Here is a 17,028-nt window from a genome sequence, read left to right on the forward strand (position 1 = left end):
CGACGGGCTTGCCGTTCCGGTCCCACGGCGACAATTGCGGCCATGTTCGCCCCGTCCCAGCTCGAAGTCCGGCGCTTCTTCTGCGCCACCTATCGCAAATGGCGCGATGGCGCGCCGCTGATCCCGATGGAGGCCATCGCGGCCGACTGGATCGCCGAGCACCCGGAGTACCACGCCGACCTGGCGGACGAGGCCGGCGCGCTGGAGAAGGTCTACACGGTGGAGGAAGGCCGCACCAACCCCTTCCTGCACCTGTCCATGCACCTGACGATCACCGAGCAGCACGCGATCGACCAGCCCTCGGGCATACGCCAGGCCGTCGACCTGCTGAGCGCCCGCCGCAATTCGCGCCATGAAGCGCATCACACGGCGATGGAGGCTCTGGGCGAAATGATCTGGGCCTCGCAGCGCAGCGGCCTGCCGCCGGACGGCCACGCCTACTTGGACAAGGTGCGACAGGCAGCGACTCGCTGACCGCACAGCCCCGAGGCGGATCGGTACAGCACCGACGATTGCGCCTTTTATCGGCACAACGGAAATCCCTAAGTCTTAATTGTTCCCGTTTCACAAACGACGCATTGCTCTGCCCCTGGTGTTTCTACTGAGACCCCTTGCCTAGAGTTCGGCCCATGGACACCGCGGTCGCGATGCCCAAGCAAACCGGGCGGAACGCTCCGCCCAAGGAACTTGAAGGAATTCATCATGAGCAAGCTGTCCACCGCCCTGAACACCATTGCCGCCGCCGCCCTGCTGATCGCTGCCGATGCCGCCTCGGCCCAAACTACCCGCGAAGCCGTCATCGCCGACCTGGTGGCCGCGCGCAACAGCGGCGAACTGGCCGTCATCCAGGGCGAGAAGGGTGTCGAAGTGACGACGCCGGCCGCCGCCAAGGCCTCCAACGCCATCGTGACCGCCAAGCTGCCCCGCCAAGCCATCCTGACGGTCAAGGCGACCGAGCTGCAGGTCGAGCAGACTGCCGCGCTGACTGCCGACCACGGCGAGAACGCTGCCCGCGAGCTGGGTGACTTCCCGGCTCCGGTCGCTCGCCGCGCCACCGCCCTGGCCGCCAGGTAAACAGCGTTCCACGCAACGACAGGCGGCCCTGATGGGCCGCTTTTTTTTGTCCGCTCGTCAGGCGACCGGACGCAAAAAAGCCACCTCGCGAGGTGGCTTTTCAATGAGCGGGCTTGTTCAGGCCGTGTAGCTGCCGCCCCCAACGCTGCGGCGCTCCGCCTTGCCGCCGGCGCCGTACAAGCCAGTAGGTTCGCTGGGGATGAGCACGTCCAGCGCGCGGTCCAGCGAGGCGTTGCCGCGCGCCAGCGTCTCACGTTGCGCGGCGAGCAGGCCACCGGCGCGCACGAGGCGGTTGCGCAGCGCGGCGGGCACGCTGCCGGTGCGGGCGGCTTCGGTGAAGCTCTGCACGGCGCGGGCCAGATGCTGGTGCAACTCGGCCGAATGCTGCTCGATGGCGGCCGCATCGCGGCGGGCCAGCGCGTCGCCGAGCTGGTTCAGCGCCGCCTCGACGGCCAGCAGGGGCTGTTCAAGTTCGGGGCTCAGCGGAGTGGACGATGCGATGGCTGTCATGGATTAGTGCTTGTTGGCGCGCGCGCTCAGCAATTCTTGCGCATTCGCGACCAGCTTGTCCGCGATTGCGTTGGCATTGATCGTGAACTTGCCCTCGGAGATGGCCTGCGAGATGCGCTGGACCTTGGCGGTGTCGAAGCTGCCGTCGTCGGACCCGCTGCTGGCGGCCAGCTTGGCGGCATCGGAGATGGCGACCTGGGCACTGGGCGCCGGAGCGGGCGCGGCGGCGCGGGCGGTTTCGCCCGAGGCCTCGGGCTTGCGCGCGGCGGGGCGCTGCTCGGCCTTGGGCGGGCTGGCGGTGCCTTCAGGGCTGGGGCTGTTACCGATCTTCATGTGCTTCTCCAGGGTGCGGGGCGGACCCCGCTGGGGCATTGCAGGGGGAGTTTCCCCTTGTATCGGCCCCCGGCCTAGGAACTTGAGCGGGAATTGGCGGGTTTTTCCCGCCAGTTCCCCCGATTCGTGGTGGTTTGCTCACAGCAGAAGCTCCACTCTGCGCTCGCCCACCGCGCGGCCGCTGGCGACGCGTCCGCTCTCGAAACGCACTCGGACCTCCTGGCCCTCGATGCCGGCGCTCATGGCTTGGGCTTCCGACGCGACGGAAAAGCCAGGGCCTACGGCCAGCACCTGCACGGTCTCGCCGGCGGCAAACCACTGGCGGGACTTCAGCGCCGGCGCGCGCACGGCATCGGACGCGGCAAGCGGCCGGGCCAGGGTGCGCCCGATCAGCAGGGCCGGGTCGGTGAAGACGGCGCCGGATTCGGCTGCGATGTCGATATCGGCCATTGCCAGCTGGTCTTGAGACAAATTGACGCCGGCCGGCAGCGGTGCGTTCACGACGACGACACGGCCGAAGACCGCCACGCGCACGGGCAGCGTGACATTCCAGCGGGCGACGCCGTCGGTGCAGCGCAGGCCGATGCGGCTCCTGCCCCAGGCCGACACGCCAGGCGGCAGATAGGGTTGCACCTGCTGGCACGGCGCCAGGCGCAGGCGGGCATCGAGCGCGCCGATCTCGACGGCGACGCGCGTGCCGGGCGGTGCGGTGGCGCGGGCGGCGGCCTCGGCGAGCTGGCGCACGCGCTCGATCAGTGCGGGGTCCAGGACGGTCTGGGCGTGGGCGGGCAGCCCGGCCAGGGCCCAGCACAACAGGAACGCAATTCGACGCAGCATGGCCGCAACTCTAGAGATGGGGGTGGCGCTCTCTAGGTCGGAATTGAGCTGCTTTGCTGCCGCTAATCCCGCTCATGTTTTCGGCGCTGCTCCAGACAATTTGTGCAAGGAGCTCTTCCCGCTTCGCTCCTCGAAAGAGGCCCCAGATGTTGAACCGACTCACCGACACGCTGAACTTCCAGACCCAGGCCCTGACGCTGCGGTCGGAGCGCCAGCGCCTGCTCGCCAGCAACATCGCCAACGCCGACACACCGGGCTACCAGGCCCGTGACATCAATTTCGCCCAGGCGCTGAAGGAGGCCACCGGCGAGGTCGGCACGGCCGGCGCCATGGCCACCACGCAGCGCGCACACCTGGCCCCGCTGGCCGGCGCTCGCGGCGAGAGCGGCAAGCAGTACGCGCTTCAGTCGCAGACCAGCCTGGACGGCAACGGCGTCGACATGGACCGCGAACGTGCGAGCTTTGCCGACAACGCGGTGAAGTACGAGGCGACGCTGCGCTTCATCAGCGGCTCGGTGCGCACGACGCTGGATGCGATGAAGTCGCACAACCAGGGTTGAAGGGGTAAGCCATGTCGATGTTCCAGATCTTTCATGTGTCGGGCAGCGCGGTCAGCGCGCAGAGCCAGCGCCTCAACGTGGTGGCCAGCAACCTGGCCAACGCCGACACGGTGGCCGGCCCGGACGGCCAGGCCTACAAGGCGCGCCAGGTCGTCTTCCAGACCCAGTTGCTGGGCGCGGGCAACGACAGCGGCAACGCGGGCGTGCGCGTGTCCAACATCAGCGAGGACCAGACGCCTGGCCGCCGCATCCACGACCCCAAGCACCCGCAGGCCGATGCCGAGGGCTATGTGACCTATTCCAACGTGAACCCGGTGGAGGAGATGGTCAACATGATCTCCGCCTCGCGCTCCTATCAGAACAACATCGAAGTCATGGGCACGGCCAAGAACCTGCTGCTCAAGACGCTGCAACTGGGCCAAAGCTGATGGACATCACCGCACTCAACGGCAGCTCGACGAGCACGCCCACCGTTTCGGCCAAGAACGCCGCCGAGACCCAGGACCGTTTCCTGAAGCTGCTCGTCGCACAGATGAACAACCAGGACCCGCTCAACCCCATGGACAACGCCCAGGTGACGAGCCAGATGGCGCAGATCCAGCAGGTGACGAGCCTGTCCACGCTGGACACCAGCATCAAGAGCCTGGGCGGCCAGCTCGGCCAGATGCAGGCGCTGCAGTCGATCTCGCTGGTGGGCCGCGAGGTCAGCGTGCCGAGCGACAAGATCGAGGTTGTCAAGGGCGAGACCGGAGACAGCCTCGTGGCCGAGGGCAGCTACGAGCTGGACGGCGCGGCCAAGAACGTCAAGCTCGAGATCCTCGGCCCGGCCGGCAACGTCATCGACACCCAGCAGCTCGGCGCCCAGGGCTCGGGCCGCCAGACCTTCACCTGGAAGGCCGGCACGCTCGCCGCCGAAGGGGCCGAGGTCAAGTACCGCATCACCGCCACCAACGGCACCGCCCCTGTGGCGTCGACGACCTACGCCTACGACAAGGTCAACGCCGTCTACAGCGAGGGCGGCAGCCTCAAGCTGAATCTCGAACGCCTCGGCCCCGTGGACTACACGTCCGTCTCGGCCGTCAACTGAACTCCTACCCGCACGACAGCAAGGACTCCTCCATGAGCTTCCAGCAAGGCCTTTCCGGGCTCAACGCCGCTTCCAAGAACCTGGACGTCATCGGCAACAACATCGCCAACTCGGGCACCTTCGGTTCCAAGGGGTCGCGGGCCGAGTTCTCCGACGTCTACGCCGCCGCGCTGAACGGCGCCGGTTCCAACCAGGTCGGCATCGGCACCAGCCTGCAGGCCGTTGCCCAGCAGTTCACGCAGGGCAACATCTCGACGACCGAGAACCCGATGGACCTCGCCATCAACGGCGGCGGCTTCTTCCAGGTCAGCGACGGCGCCAACCCGACGCGCTACACCCGCAACGGCCAGTTCAAGATCAGCAAGGACGGCTTCATCGTCAACAACGACCAGCTCAAGCTGATGGGTTACCCGGCCAACGGTGCCGGCGTCATCCAGCCGGGCACGGCTCAGCCGCTGCAGCTGCCCACGGGCGGCATCCCGCCGGCGGTCTCTTCCGAGGTGAAGATGGAGTTCAACCTCGACTCGCGCCTGGTCGCCACCGCGCCGGGCGGCGGCACCGGCACGGGCATGGACCTGTCGGACAGCACGACCTACAACAACGCCACGTCCATGACCGTCTACGACGCCAAGGGCCAGGACGTGGCCGTGACCTTCTACTTCCAGAAGGCCGCGCCCGCCGCCGACGGCAGCGACACCTGGAACGTCTACGCCACCGCGAACGGCACGCCCTTCGACACCGATTCCGCCGGCGGGGCGATCGCGCTGGACGCCTTTGGCAACCCGACGGCGCCCTTCACCACCCTGACCTTCCCGTCCACCGGCGGCTCGCCGACGATCCCGACCACGCCCATCAGCATGAGCGTGCCGGCCGGCACCAGCGCGCGCGGCTACACGACGCTGGCCATTCCCAACATCCAGCTGGACATGACAGGCGCCACCGAGAACGGCAGCAGCTTCGCCGTGACCAACCTGTCCCAGGACGGCTACGCCCCGGGCCAGCTGACCGGCATCACGGTGGCCAACAACGGCATCATCCAGGCGCGCTACTCCAACGGCCAGAGCAAGCCGGCCGGCCAGGTCGAGCTGGCCAACTTCCGCAACCCGCAGGGCCTGCAGACCATGGGCGGCAACGTCTGGATCCGCACGGTGAACTCGGGCGACGCGGTCGTCGGCGTGCCGGGCGACGGCAACATGGGCGCGCTTCAGTCCGGCGCGCTGGAGGAGAGCAACGTCGACCTGACCGCCGAGCTGGTCAACATGGTGACCGCACAGCGTGCCTACCAGGCCAATGCGCAGACGATCAAGACGCAGGATCAGGTCCTGCAGACCATCGTCAACCTGCGCTGAACACCACCACGGCTGAGGACGCGCGATGGACCGCATGATCTACCTCTCGATGGCCGGCGCGAAAGCGGCCATGCAGCGGCAGGACGTGCTCTCGCACAACCTCGCCAACGTCACGACCAACGGCTTTCGCGCCGAGCTGCAGGCTTTCCGCGCCGTGCCGGTGCGCGGCGACGGCGCCTCGACGCGCGCCTTCGCGCTGGAAACCACCATCGGCTACAACGACGCGCAGGGGCCGCTCACGCCGACCGGCCGCAACCTCGACGTCGCCATGCAGGGCAAGGCCTGGCTGGCCGTGCAGAGCAACGACGGCACCGAGGCCTACACACGCGCCGGCTCGCTGGACGTGAACGCCGAAGGCCTGCTCGTCATGCGCAACGGCATGCCGGTGCTGGGGGACGGCGGGCCCATCAACATCCCGCCCAACAGCGCGGTGGAGATCGGCAGCGACGGCACCATCAGCGCCAAGTCGCCCAACCAGAAACCGACGACGGTGGGCCGGCTCAAGCTGGTCACGTCCGAAACGCCACTGACGCGCGGCGACGACGGCCTCTTCCGCGCCGCCGATGGCGACCTGCCCGCCGACGCCACGGCCCGGCTGCAGGACGGCGCACTGGAAGGCTCCAACGTCAGCCCGGTCGAGACCATGGTCGCCATGATCGCCGCCGGCCGTCAATTCGAGCAGCAGATGAAGCTCATGCAGATCGCCCAGACCCAAGGTCAGCAGTCCGCCAAACTTTTAGGGAGTACCTGACCATGATGCGCTCGCTCTGGATTGCCAAGACCGGCATGGAAGCCCAGCAGACCCAGCTGGACAGCATCTCGCACAACCTCGCCAACGTGGCCACCAACGGCTACAAGCGCTCGCATGCCGTCTTCGAGGATCTGATCTACCAGAACATGCGCCAGGCCGGCGCCAACAGCACCGAGCAAACGACTCTGCCCACCGGCCTGCAGGTGGGCCTGGGCGTGCGCCCGGTGGCCACGGCCCGCATCTACACGCAGGGCAACCTGCAGCAGACCAGCAACAACCTGGACCTGGCCATCAAGGGCGACGGCTTCTTCCAGATCCAGATGCCCGACGGCACAACCTCGTACACGCGGGACGGCAGCTTCCAGCTGAATGCCAACGGCCAGATGGTGACGAACAACGGCTACACGCTGCTGCCCGGCGTCACCATTCCCGCCAACGCGCAGAGCCTGACCATCGGCAACGACGGCACCGTCAGCGTCACGCTGCCGGGCCAGGCCACGGCGCAGACGGTCGGCCAGCTGCAGCTCGCCACCTTCGTGAACCCGGCCGGTCTGGACCCCAAGGGCCAGAACCTCTTCGCCGAGACCGCCGCCAGCGGCACGCCCAACACCGGCGCGCCCAACAACAACGGCATAGGCGCACTGCAGCAGGGCTTCGTGGAAACGTCCAACGTCAACGTGGTTGAGGAGCTGGTGCAGATGATCCAGACCCAGCGCGCCTACGAGCTGAATTCCAAGGCCGTGCAGACGTCGGACCAGATGCTGCAGAAGCTCGCTCAGATCTAAGGCAGTCCGCCATGAAGTTCCTTGCTTTCCTTGCCACCGCCGCCCTGCTCGCCGGCTGCGCCGCGCCCTACCCCCAGCCCCAGGTGGAGCTGGCGCACACGCCCGTCGTCAACCTGCCGCCGGTGCAGCCTTACGCCGCCACCAACGGCTCCATCTACCAGGCCGCCAGCTACCGTCCGCTGTTCGAGGACCACCGCGCTCGCCTCGTGGGCGACACGCTGACCGTGAACATCACCGAGCGCGTGTCGGCCTCGCAGACCAGCACCAGCGAGCTGAGCAAGACCGGCAGCCTTTCTGCCGAAGTCAGCGCCGTTCCCGGCATTTCGCCCAAGGCCTTCAGCCGCGCCACGGCCGCGGCCGGCTCGGCCAACGACAACAAGGGCAAGGGCAGCAACCAGAACACCAACGAGTTCACCGGCGCCATCACCGCCGTGGTCACCGGCGTGCTGCCCAACGGCCACCTGATGATCAGCGGCGAGAAGCAGATCGGCGTCAACCGCAACGTCGACGTGCTGCGCTTCTCCGGCCAGGTCGATCCGCGCATGATTGCCCAGGGCAATGCGGTGCCGTCCACATCGGTGGCCAACGTGCGCATCGAGCAACGCGGCCGCGGCGCCACGGCCGATGCTCACTCGGTGGGCTGGCTTTCGCGCTTCTTCCTGAACATCGCGCCGAGCTGATCAGCCGGCCTTGCTGGCGAGGTAGTCCACAGCCAGGTGGGCCAGCGCCCGCACGCCCACCTCCAGGCCGCGCTCGTCGACGATGAAGCGCGGCGAGTGGTTGGAGTAGGCCTTGCTCGGCTCGATCTCCGGCGGCGTCACGCCGACGAAGAAGAACAGGCCAGGGATGATGCGCTGGAAGAAGGAAAAGTCTTCCGCGCCGGTCGCCTTGGGCACCACCTCGATGCCCACGGGGCGCGGACCCGTACTGGCCACGCGGGTCAGCGTCGGCACCATCTGCTCGGTCAGCACCGGGTCGTTGCGCGTGACCGGATAGTTCTTGGTGATGCAGACCTTGCAGGTCGCACGCGACGCGGCCGAGATGCCCTCTGCCAACGTCGTGATGCGCTCGTGGATGGCGTCGCGCATGCCTTCGTCGAAGCTGCGGATGGTGCCGCGCATCTCGACCGAGTCCGGAATGATGTTCTCGCGCACGCCGCCCTTGATGGCGCCGATGGTGACGACAGCCGGCTCGCGGTTCAGGTCCAGCGTGCGGCTGACGATGGTCTGCAGGCCCAGCACGATCTGCGCCGATGTGACGATGGGGTCGATGCCCAGCCAGGGTGCGGCGCCATGCGTCTGCTTGCCCAGCACGGTGATCTTGAAGTAGTCGCTGCTGGCCATGGTCGGCCCCGGCCGGTAGCCGATGACGCCGGCGTGCTGCCGCGACGTGACATGCAGGCCGAAGATGGCACCCGGCGTCGGGTTCTCCAGCGCGCCCTCCTTGATCATCAGCGCCGCGCCGCCCTCCTCTCCCACGGGCGGCATCTCCTCGGCGGGCTGGAAGATGAACTTCACGCTGCCCGGGATGTCGGCGCGAAGGCCGGCCAGGATGGTGGCCACGCCCAGCAGGATGGCGACATGGCAGTCGTGCCCGCAGGCGTGCATGACGCCCACCTCCTCGCCGTTCCAGACCGCGCGGGCCTTGGAGGCGAAGGGCAGCTCGACTTCCTCGGTGACCGGAAGGCCGTCCATGTCGGCGCGCAGCGCGACCACGCCACCGGGCTTGCCGCCCTTGAGCAGGCCGACGACGCCGGTGTGGGCCACGCCGGTCTTGACGTCGTCAAAGCCCAGCGAACGCAGGTGCTCGGCGACGATGCCGGCGGTGCGGAACTCGCGGTTGCCGAGCTCGGGGTGGGCATGCAGGTCGCGTCGCCAGGCGATGACCTGGTCTTGAAGTGCCAGAGCGGCCGCGTCGATCTCTGTGGTCAATGACATCGGTGAACTTCCCCGGGGCGAACGGTGCCAGTATGAACTCAGCTCACCTCGTTGAGGTCACGACGGCTCCAGGCGCGTATCGCGGCCAGCGTCAGCGGCAAGGCCAGCGCCAGCTGGACTGCCAGCCACACGCCGCCCCGCTGCGGCGCCATGCCGAGCCATAGCAAGCCGTACAACAGCAGGGCGGGCGCTGCAGCAATGGCCGCCATCATGAGCACGACCTTCCAACCCCGCAGGCGCCGGCCCTGCAGCCAGTGCACGAGGCTGCTTCCCACCAGCACGTCGCCCATCAGCGAGAGCCAGGTGCCGGCATTGAGGTACTGGCTACCGCTCGCCTTGAACAGCATGACAAGGCCCAGCGCGACCGTGAACAGCGCCGCGGCAGCGCTCATGGATCCCAGCACCATGCGCACCGCCCAGCGCTGCGGGCTCATACCACCAGGCGCGAGGCGCAAGCGCCAATGCAGCGGTGGCGCCACGTAGCAACTGGCGGCGATGAGGGTGACCAGCAGCATGCAGCCGCCGTAGATCACGCCGTCATAGGCGCCTTGATAGGCCTGCCCCCAGCTGAGCCAGCGCAGCCGGTCACCCTGGCCAACCAGCTGCGGTAGCCATATCAGCGGCAGCAGTACGCCCACGGAACGGTAGCGGTCGCTGCTACGGCGGATCGGCGCCGTCGGTTCGAGGCCACTGGTCACGCGCCAGTTCTGGTAGGCCGCCGTTCGGCGCAGCCAGGCGAAGGGCCGAGGTCGCGGCAGCGGCGGCGCCAGCACGGCCAGCGCACGGCGCGACACGAGCCAGCGCCACAGCAGCGCAGCAACCGCGGCGGCGGCCATCAGCTGCCAGGCGCTGTCCAAGGTTCCCTCGCCCGGCAGGCCAAGCAGCGCAACCAGCACGGCCAGCGCAGGCACCAGCAGCAGGCGCGGGGCGCGGCCATGCCAGCTCAGTGCCGCGACCAGGCCGCCACACAGGCAGGTGGCTGGCACCGCCAACGCACTGAACACCGGCTCCCAGCCGTCGCCCCGCCAGGCCAGCATCAGGGCCAGGACCAGCGGGCCGAACAAGCCGATGGCGCCCATGCGCCAGACGTCGCTCAACAACCCGGCGCGCACGCGATCTCGCGCGCCCATTGGTGCGACCCGGCTCTCCCAGTGGCACAGACGGTCGTGCGCAGCCATGACGAGAGCGCCCGCCCCGAGAGCCAGCAGCGTGCCCTGGACAATCAGAAACGGCAGCAGCACGCTCGCCGCGCCGCGGAACTCCAGCGCCAGCGAGGCCGGCAGCAGCGCGACAACGCTGATCAAGCCGGGCAGCATGCGGGTCAGCAGCGGCAGCCCGAAGGCCTGCGGCTCGCCCCCTATCGACGTGGTGGCAATGGCGATCATGTGTTCAGCACCTCCAACAGGTCTTCCATACCCAGGCCGGGCTGGCCGGCGGCTTCCGGGCGATGCCGGCTGTCCACCAGCAACTGCCCGCCCTGGGCGGCGCTCCAGTGCAGACCGGCCGGGTCGGGCTCGCGCGCCGGCACGCAGCGCAGATGCTCGACCGCCTCGTCCCACTCGATGAAGAGCTGCACCCGCCCTTCGCGCATGAACAGCACATGGCTCACCACCCGTTCCAGGTCGCTGAGCAAATGGCTGGACACGAGCACCGTGCGCGGCTCCGGCTTGCGGCGCAGCGAGAACAGCGCCCGCATGAAGTCGCGGCGCGAGATCGGGTCGAGGCTGGCCACCGGCTCGTCCAGCAGCAGCAGGTCGGGGTCATGCGCCAAGGCCAGCACGACCGCGAGCTTCTGCTGGTCGCCCAGCGACAGCGCATCTGCCCGCCGCCCCAGCGGCAGGTCCAGCCGGGCGGCCAGGGCGACGGCGTCGGGCAGATGCACGTTCGGGTAGACGGCGGCGATCTCGTCCAGGTGCTCTGCCCCGGTCAGGCGAGGGAAGAGGTCCGGCGTCTGCGCGGCATAGCCCAGGCGCTCCCGCACCGCGTCGGTCAGCGCCCGGCTTGGCTCGCCCAGCAGGCGGGCTTCGCCTTCGTCGGGCGTCGCCAAACCCAGCAGGCAGCGCATCAGCGTGCTCTTGCCGGCACCGTTGCGGCCGACGAGGCCCACCACGGCGCCTTCCGGCACCGACAGGTCGATGCGGTCAAGCACGCTGTGGCGGGCTGAGCTCCAGTCGTCGCGGCGTTGAAGGCTGAGCTGGCGGGCCTCGATGGCAGCGGTCATGGGTTGTCCTGTTCTGTTGACTTGAAAGCCTTCGCCAGCGCCTTGAGGACCTGGTCGGGTGTGAGGCCGAGCTGCTGCGTCTGCCGGGCCAGCGCCTGCAGGGCGGGTTCCAGCAGAGCGATGCGGTCCTGCCCCTTGCGCGCAGGCTGCGCGCCAGCGGCCACCACCATGCCCACGCCGCGGCGGCGCTCCAGCAGGCCTTCTGCCTCCAGCAGGCTGTAGGCCTTGCTGACGGTCATGGGGTTGATGGCGTGCCGCTCGGCCACGGCACGCACGCTGGGCAATTCATCCCCGGCGTTCAATTGGCCACCGGCGACGAGGCGCTGCACCTGCTCCACCACCTGGCGGTAGATGGGCGTGGCGAGCTGCGGCTGGATGTCGAAGAGGGCCGGCGGGCTGGGCATGCGTATCAGTGTATTACTTACACAATACACATCGCAAGCCTTTTGCGTCAGCCGCCCATCAGCCGTTTCAAACGTCGCTTGAAGTCCAGCCACTGCCGGCCGCGCGAGCGGTCGATGCGCTTCACGTCGATGAGCGTGAAGGCGTCGCCGCAACCGTTGAGCGTGTGCAGGCCGGCGCTGTGGCTGCTGCTGACGAGGTCGCCGGTGAGTCGCTCGGTGCCGGCCTCGATGACGACTCGCTCGGGCGTCAGCATGGGGAAGCGCAGCAGCCGCGTGGCGCTGCCATAACCGGTGGAGCTGTCCTGCACCGGCAGCGTCAACACGCCGTCACGCCCGACGAAGGGACGGCCCGCCGGGCGGGCACCGTCGCGACTGACACGCACCGGGTTGCCGGCCAGCGGCGTCCACGGCCCGGTCAGCGCCGGTGCGTGGGCGACGTGCAGCTCGCGCTGGTCACGCGCGTTCGGGCCCACCAGCGTGTAGAACATCCACCAGCGCCCGTCATGCTCGATGAGGGAAGCGTCCGCCCCCGGCACGCCAGCGAGCAGCGCGCACTCACGGGCCCAGTGGTTCAGCGAGGCATCGCTCGCGCGGTAGAGGGCGATCTCGCCGGCCTGGAAGCTCTCCGGCACCATCCACGTCTCGCCGCCGTGCTCGAAGACCTGCGGGTAAGACAGGTGAAAGGGCTTGTCCAGCACCGTCGCCTGGCCGCGCCAGCTCAAGTCGCCCAGCGCGAATTCATGGCGCTCGATGTGGGCGCGCTTGATGCGGTAGTCAAAAGCCTCGACGAAGACATGCAGCGCGTCGCCCCTCACCAGGCCGAAGGGATCGGCCAGGTAGCGCCATGCGCCGGCCTCGGGCAGCCAGGTGATGCGCTCGCGCACGGCGCTCAGGCTGCGTGCGTCGACTTCTTGAACCGGAAGCGGAACGATGCCGACTTGCCAGAAGTCGGTCCGGGGCCTTTTGATCATGAGAAGGTGTGGATGGGTTCCACGCGACCGAGCAGGCCGTCGCGGCGGCGCCAATCAAGGCGCAAAGCGGAGCCGTAGCTCGGGCTACGGCGCGCATTTGTAACGCAGAGTGGCGGCGTTGCGGCGGAATGAGCGGGCGTGGGGAGGCCGTTCGCACCTTCTCCTAGGCGACGATCACCTCTTCCTCGTCGTCGAAGTGCTGGGCCTGGGTGGCCTGGCTGAGCATCACGTCGCGATAGAAGCCGAGCGTGCGGGCCACCGCGTTGCTGCGGTCATAGGCGGCGGTGGCGTAGCTGACGCCCCTGGCGCCAGCAGGAACGGAGCGCAGGCGGGCGAGTTCCTCGGCGATGGCACGGCCGAGCAGGTCGGCGTCGCCCACCGGCACGAGGCGCGCGGGCTGGCCCGCCAGCATCTCGCGCGGGCCTTGCGTGGCGGTGGACAGCACCGGCCGGCCGGCACGCATGGCCTCCAGGATGGCCAGCGGGAAGGCTTCCTCGCGCGATGGTGACACGAAGAGGTCGAATGACTTCAGCGCCTGGTCGACATCGCTGCGAAAGCCCAGCAGGCGGACGCGTGCATCGCCGGCGGCCAGTTGCTTCAACGCGGCTTCATCGGGGCCTTCGCCCAGGATGGCGAGCACGGCGTCGGTCGGTGCGTGGGCCATGAAGCCGGCGATCAGCAGGTCCATGCCCTTGCTGACATGCAGGCGGCCGACGCTGCCCACCAGCAGCTGGCCGGGCGCCAGGCCGAGCTCGGCGCGCAGATCGGTGTGGCGGGTGGCGGCCCTGGCATCGCGTTCGGGCGCCCAGTTGTAGATGACGCTAGCCAGGGCTTCGCGGTCACCCGGAAGGCTCTCGTGCTGGGCGCGATTGACGCAGACGAGGCCGTCCAGGCGCCCATGGTGATGGGGCTTGAAGCCCACATGCAGCGTGCCGATGCGCGACGCACGGCGGACGTGGGCAACGGCCTTGCAGGCGGGGCCGAGGTGGCCGTGGCAGACGTCGGCGCCCAGGCGGCGCGCCAGCGCAGCGACTCGCCAGCCACGCAGCAGCGGCAACTTCAGGCCATGAAAACTCACGTTCGGTGCCAGCGCGCCGGCCACGGCGGAACCGGCCGAACCGATGACGTGGACGCGGTGGCCAAGGGCGGCCTGGGCGTTGGCGAGGTCGATGCAGTGCCGTTCACCGCCCGCGATGCGAGACGAAAACACGACATGAACCAGAGTCAGCGGTTCGAAGGGCGGGGGCATGGCAGGTTTGGCGAACAGAGTGTGGCGAATCAGCAAATAAAACTTTACTGACAGACACATTCAGAAACCTGTCGTTCGCCTCCCCCGAAGTGAGTGTTACACGAGGCAAATTGCGGCAAACGCCCGCAAGACGCAGGATCTGCGGGAAAACCTGTAGGTGGCTTGCTCAGATCGGACTGCCATCCCGGCACCCGCAACACCGCGGCGGAGGCAGGGGTTGGGATTGACAGAATCTCACGTCGCGCAACGTCCGACCTGAGCCCAAGCTTGCAGCGAGAAAGCCGCCGGACCGGGCGGTCGGGCGACTTAGGGGGCGGCGCCGAGGCACCGCAGCGGTCGAGCGGCGCTTCAGCGCACGCGGCTGACCCACTCGCTGCGGGACTCGTCGTAGCGGTACATCATCAGGAAGCGCTGCGTCTCCATGTTGACCTGCTCGCGCGTCAGCGTGCTCATGTCGCGCGGCGCCTTCTGCGGCACCCATGAGCCGATGGTGTCGTCATACACGTTCATGCGCAGGAACTGGTCCAGCATGCCCAGCACTTCGCTGCGCGGGCGCACGCCCTTGGGCGGCTCCATGCCGGACTTCAGCACCCACATGCTGGTGGACTCGTCCCAGCGCATCAGATGCAGGAACGTGGCGGTGTCCATCTTGACCTGTTCGCGCGTCAGGCTCTGGGCGTGGCCGGGCAGCGAAACAGCGGCAAGCGCAGTGGCAAGGATCATGGGCAGCAGGCAATAGCGGGTGTTCATCTCGATCTCCAGAAATGGAAGAGGGTTTGGAAGGGATCGCTGTGCCGACTGGGCGCCTCAGAACTTCACAGGTGGCCAGTGGTCGCGCGGCAAGGCCCGGCCTTACAGCGTGATAAATCACCACACGCGCTGACAGGGCGCCACGACGGTTTTGAAAAGGCAGACCGTGACCGCCCTTTTCTGCGGCTTCGCGGGCTCAAGCATCCGCAGAATCTGCCGAGTGAAGTACCTGCAAGTCATCCTCCTCGCCCTGGCCGTCGTGCTGGCCCCTGTCGCACCGGCGCAAGCCGCTCGCATCAAGGAGGTCGCCTCCGTGGCCGGCGTGCGCTCCAACCCCTTGACGGGCTACGGCCTCGTCGTGGGCCTGGACGGCACCGGCGACCAGACGACGCAGGCGCCCTTCACGGGCCAGAGCCTGGCAGCCATGCTGCAGCAGTTCGGCGTCATCCTGCCCCAGGGCGTGACCATGCAGCCGCGCAATATCGCCGCCGTCATGGTGACGGCCTCGCTGCCGCCCTTCGCCCAGCCCGGCCAGCAGCTGGACATCAATGTGTCGTCCATCGGCAATGCCAAGAGCCTGCGCGGCGGCACGCTGATCGCCACGCCTCTGCGCGGCGCGGATGGCCAGATCTACGCCATCGCCCAGGGCAACCTGGTCGTTGGCGGTGCCGGTGCCTCCGCAGGCGGCTCCAAGGTGCAGATCAACCACCTCAGCGCCGGCCGGATCCCGGCGGGCGCGCTCGTCGAGCGCTCGGTGCCGACGCCGCTGGCCCAGGGCGACAGCATCCAGCTCGACCTCAACAGCAGCGACTACACCACCGCCCGCGCCGTCGCCCAGGCCATCAACAAGGCCAAGGGCGCCGGCACCGCGCAGGCGCTGGACGGCCGCGTCGTGCGCGTGCGCGCCCCGGCCACGCCGGACGAGCGCGTCGGCTTCCTGGCCGATGTCGAGAACCTCGCGATCGACATGGCCGCGCCGGCCGCCCGCATCGTCATCAATGCGCGCACCGGCTCCATCGTCATGAACCAGGCCGTCACGCTGTCGTCCTGCGCCGTGGCCCACGGCAGCCTGTCGGTGACCATCAGTTCCACGCCCGTCATCAGTCAGCCCAATGCACTGTCCAGCGGTCAGACGGTGGTCACCGAGAAGGCCGACATCTCCATCCGCCAGGAGCCGGGCAGCCTCATCCAGCTGCCGGCCGGCGCGCGGCTGTCGGACGTCGTCAAGGCGCTGAACTCGCTTGGCGCCACGCCCCAGGATCTGCTCGCCATCCTGCAGGCCATGAAGAGCGCGGGCGCTTTGAACGCCGAGCTGGAGGTGATCTGACATGGCCAACAGCTTCCAATCCGTTTCCGGCCAGAGCCTCGGCAGCGTCGATGCGCTCAATGGGCTGAAGGCCCAGGCCGCACGCGACCCCAAGGCCAGCATCCGCGAGACGGCGAAACAGTTCGAGTCGCTCTTCATGCAGGAGGTGATGAAGAGCATGCGCGCGTCCACGCTGTCCAGCGGCATGCTGGACAACAGCGCGACCCAGCTTGGCACCGAGATGCTGGACACCCAGTTCGCCGGCAAGATGAGCGGCCTGCCCGGTGGCCTGTCCGAGGCCATCCAGAAGCAGCTGCAGCGCCAGATGGTCATCCAGGACCTGTCGCCCGAGAGCGTGAAGAAAGCCAGCCAGACGACCCTGGCCCAGGCCCTGCCGGCGCTGGCCACCAAGGGCATCCCCAACCACGTGCAGAGCTTCATCCAGAAGCACGACGCAGCGGCCAAGTCGGCGTCCGCCGCCACCGGCATCCCGGCCAGCTTCATGGTGGCCCAGGCCGCCCACGAGAGCGGCTGGGGCAAGCGCGAGATCACCGGCGCCGACGGCACGAAGAGCCACAACGTCTTCGGCATCAAGGCCACGCCGAGCTGGACGGGCAAGACCGTCGACGTGAAGACGACCGAGGTCATCAATGGCCAAGCGGTCAAGGTGACGGCCAAGTTCCGCGCCTACGGCAGCTACGACGAAGCCTTCAAGGACTATGCGCGCCTGATCGGCACCAACGACCGCTATGCCAAGGTCGTGGCGCAGGCCCAGAACGGCAACGCCGCCGGCTTCGCGCGCGGCCTGCAGCAGGCCGGCTATGCCACCGACCCGGCCTACGCCGAGAAGCTGGCCCGGACGATTCAAACCACCCAGCGCGTGCAGAGCACGCTGGCCTGACGA

21 protein-coding genes are annotated in these 17,028 nt (G+C 68.3%); 11 read left to right on the plus strand and 10 right to left on the minus strand.

Annotated features, from left to right (window positions below; genetic code table 11):
* Window positions 1–42: 42 nt before the first annotated feature.
* Window positions 43–474: a DUF1841 family protein gene (locus AC0IZJ_RS06485; RefSeq protein WP_471847847.1), complete on the plus strand. Its 432-nt coding sequence runs from the start codon at window positions 43–45 to the stop codon at window positions 472–474.
* A 228-nt stretch (window positions 475–702) separates the two neighbouring features.
* Window positions 703–1,074 carry a hypothetical protein gene (locus AC0IZJ_RS06490; protein ID WP_471847849.1) on the plus strand — a complete coding sequence of 124 codons (372 nt, stop codon included), beginning with the start codon at window positions 703–705 and terminating at the stop codon, window positions 1,072–1,074.
* A gap of 117 nt (window positions 1,075–1,191) precedes the next feature.
* On the opposite strand, the gene AC0IZJ_RS06495 is transcribed toward AC0IZJ_RS06490, so the two are convergent.
* The 3 genes from AC0IZJ_RS06495 to flgA all read right to left on the minus strand — a co-directional run bounded on the left by AC0IZJ_RS06495 (window position 1,192) and on the right by flgA (window position 2,754).
* A complete protein-coding gene (locus AC0IZJ_RS06495; protein ID WP_471847851.1) occupies window positions 1,192–1,584 on the minus strand; it encodes a hypothetical protein in 393 nt (130 codons plus the stop codon).
* Between the two features lie 3 nt (window positions 1,585–1,587).
* Complete coding sequence (gene flgM, locus AC0IZJ_RS06500) at window positions 1,588–1,917, minus strand: flagellar biosynthesis anti-sigma factor FlgM (protein WP_471847853.1); 330 nt, start codon at window positions 1,915–1,917, stop codon at window positions 1,588–1,590.
* Window positions 1,918–2,055: 138 nt separating this feature from the next.
* The gene (gene flgA, locus AC0IZJ_RS06505) at window positions 2,056–2,754 is read right to left on the minus strand and encodes a flagellar basal body P-ring formation chaperone FlgA (RefSeq protein WP_471847855.1); all 699 of its coding nucleotides are present in this window, start codon (window positions 2,752–2,754) and stop codon (window positions 2,056–2,058) included.
* Window positions 2,755–2,900: 146 nt separating this feature from the next.
* Between flgA and flgB the strand changes: the two genes are divergently transcribed.
* From flgB to AC0IZJ_RS06540, 7 genes are read left to right on the plus strand one after another with little or no spacing between them, the layout of a single operon-like run.
* Window positions 2,901–3,314 carry a flagellar basal body rod protein FlgB gene (gene flgB, locus AC0IZJ_RS06510; protein ID WP_471847857.1) on the plus strand — a complete coding sequence of 138 codons (414 nt, stop codon included), beginning with the start codon at window positions 2,901–2,903 and terminating at the stop codon, window positions 3,312–3,314.
* A gap of 11 nt (window positions 3,315–3,325) precedes the next feature.
* Window positions 3,326–3,742, plus strand: a complete 417-nt coding sequence (gene flgC / locus AC0IZJ_RS06515; protein ID WP_471847859.1) for a flagellar basal body rod protein FlgC — start codon at window positions 3,326–3,328, stop codon at window positions 3,740–3,742.
* Window positions 3,742–4,401 carry a flagellar hook assembly protein FlgD gene (locus AC0IZJ_RS06520; RefSeq protein WP_471847861.1) on the plus strand — a complete coding sequence of 220 codons (660 nt, stop codon included), beginning with the start codon at window positions 3,742–3,744 and terminating at the stop codon, window positions 4,399–4,401. The genes flgC and AC0IZJ_RS06520 overlap by 1 nt, the downstream gene beginning before the upstream one ends.
* A gap of 32 nt (window positions 4,402–4,433) precedes the next feature.
* Window positions 4,434–5,750 (plus strand): flagellar hook protein FlgE, encoded by a 1,317-nt coding sequence (flgE, locus tag AC0IZJ_RS06525; RefSeq protein ID WP_471847863.1) that lies wholly within the window; start codon window positions 4,434–4,436, stop codon window positions 5,748–5,750.
* A gap of 25 nt (window positions 5,751–5,775) precedes the next feature.
* A complete protein-coding gene (gene flgF / locus AC0IZJ_RS06530; protein WP_471847865.1) occupies window positions 5,776–6,501 on the plus strand; it encodes a flagellar basal-body rod protein FlgF in 726 nt (241 codons plus the stop codon).
* Between the two features lie 2 nt (window positions 6,502–6,503).
* Window positions 6,504–7,286 carry a flagellar basal-body rod protein FlgG gene (gene flgG / locus AC0IZJ_RS06535; protein ID WP_471847867.1) on the plus strand — a complete coding sequence of 261 codons (783 nt, stop codon included), beginning with the start codon at window positions 6,504–6,506 and terminating at the stop codon, window positions 7,284–7,286.
* An 11-nt stretch (window positions 7,287–7,297) separates the two neighbouring features.
* Window positions 7,298–7,966 (plus strand): flagellar basal body L-ring protein FlgH, encoded by a 669-nt coding sequence (locus tag AC0IZJ_RS06540; RefSeq protein ID WP_471847869.1) that lies wholly within the window; start codon window positions 7,298–7,300, stop codon window positions 7,964–7,966.
* Here the strand turns inward: AC0IZJ_RS06540 and AC0IZJ_RS06545 are convergent, their stop codons facing one another.
* From AC0IZJ_RS06545 to AC0IZJ_RS06575, 7 genes are all read right to left on the minus strand, one after another.
* Complete coding sequence (locus AC0IZJ_RS06545; RefSeq protein WP_471847871.1) at window positions 7,967–9,223, minus strand: amidohydrolase; 1,257 nt, start codon at window positions 9,221–9,223, stop codon at window positions 7,967–7,969.
* Window positions 9,224–9,261: 38 nt separating this feature from the next.
* Window positions 9,262–10,608 (minus strand): hypothetical protein, encoded by a 1,347-nt coding sequence (locus AC0IZJ_RS06550; protein WP_471847873.1) that lies wholly within the window; start codon window positions 10,606–10,608, stop codon window positions 9,262–9,264.
* Window positions 10,605–11,444 (minus strand): ABC transporter ATP-binding protein, encoded by an 840-nt coding sequence (locus tag AC0IZJ_RS06555; protein ID WP_471847875.1) that lies wholly within the window; start codon window positions 11,442–11,444, stop codon window positions 10,605–10,607. Before AC0IZJ_RS06555 ends, AC0IZJ_RS06550 begins: the two co-directional genes overlap by 4 nt.
* On the minus strand, window positions 11,441–11,848 hold the full coding sequence (locus AC0IZJ_RS06560; protein ID WP_471847877.1) for a GntR family transcriptional regulator: 408 nt from the start codon (window positions 11,846–11,848) through the stop codon (window positions 11,441–11,443). Before AC0IZJ_RS06560 ends, AC0IZJ_RS06555 begins: the two co-directional genes overlap by 4 nt.
* Window positions 11,849–11,895: 47 nt before the next feature.
* Window positions 11,896–12,819: a glucosamine inositolphosphorylceramide transferase family protein gene (locus AC0IZJ_RS06565; protein WP_471847879.1), complete on the minus strand. Its 924-nt coding sequence runs from the start codon at window positions 12,817–12,819 to the stop codon at window positions 11,896–11,898.
* 163 nt (window positions 12,820–12,982) lie between these two features.
* On the minus strand, window positions 12,983–14,068 hold the full coding sequence (locus AC0IZJ_RS06570) for a glycosyltransferase (RefSeq protein WP_471847881.1): 1,086 nt from the start codon (window positions 14,066–14,068) through the stop codon (window positions 12,983–12,985).
* 348 nt (window positions 14,069–14,416) lie between these two features.
* A complete protein-coding gene (locus tag AC0IZJ_RS06575; RefSeq protein WP_471847883.1) occupies window positions 14,417–14,818 on the minus strand; it encodes a hypothetical protein in 402 nt (133 codons plus the stop codon).
* Window positions 14,819–15,038: 220 nt separating this feature from the next.
* Here AC0IZJ_RS06575 and AC0IZJ_RS06580 point away from each other — a divergent pair, with 220 nt between their 5' ends.
* Both AC0IZJ_RS06580 and flgJ read left to right on the plus strand, forming a co-directional pair.
* On the plus strand, window positions 15,039–16,145 hold the full coding sequence (locus AC0IZJ_RS06580; RefSeq protein ID WP_471847885.1) for a flagellar basal body P-ring protein FlgI: 1,107 nt from the start codon (window positions 15,039–15,041) through the stop codon (window positions 16,143–16,145).
* Window position 16,146: 1 nt separating this feature from the next.
* On the plus strand, window positions 16,147–17,025 hold the full coding sequence (flgJ, locus tag AC0IZJ_RS06585) for a flagellar assembly peptidoglycan hydrolase FlgJ (RefSeq protein WP_471847887.1): 879 nt from the start codon (window positions 16,147–16,149) through the stop codon (window positions 17,023–17,025).
* Window positions 17,026–17,028: the final 3 nt, after the last annotated feature.

Source organism: Roseateles sp. AC306 (assembly GCF_979253795.1).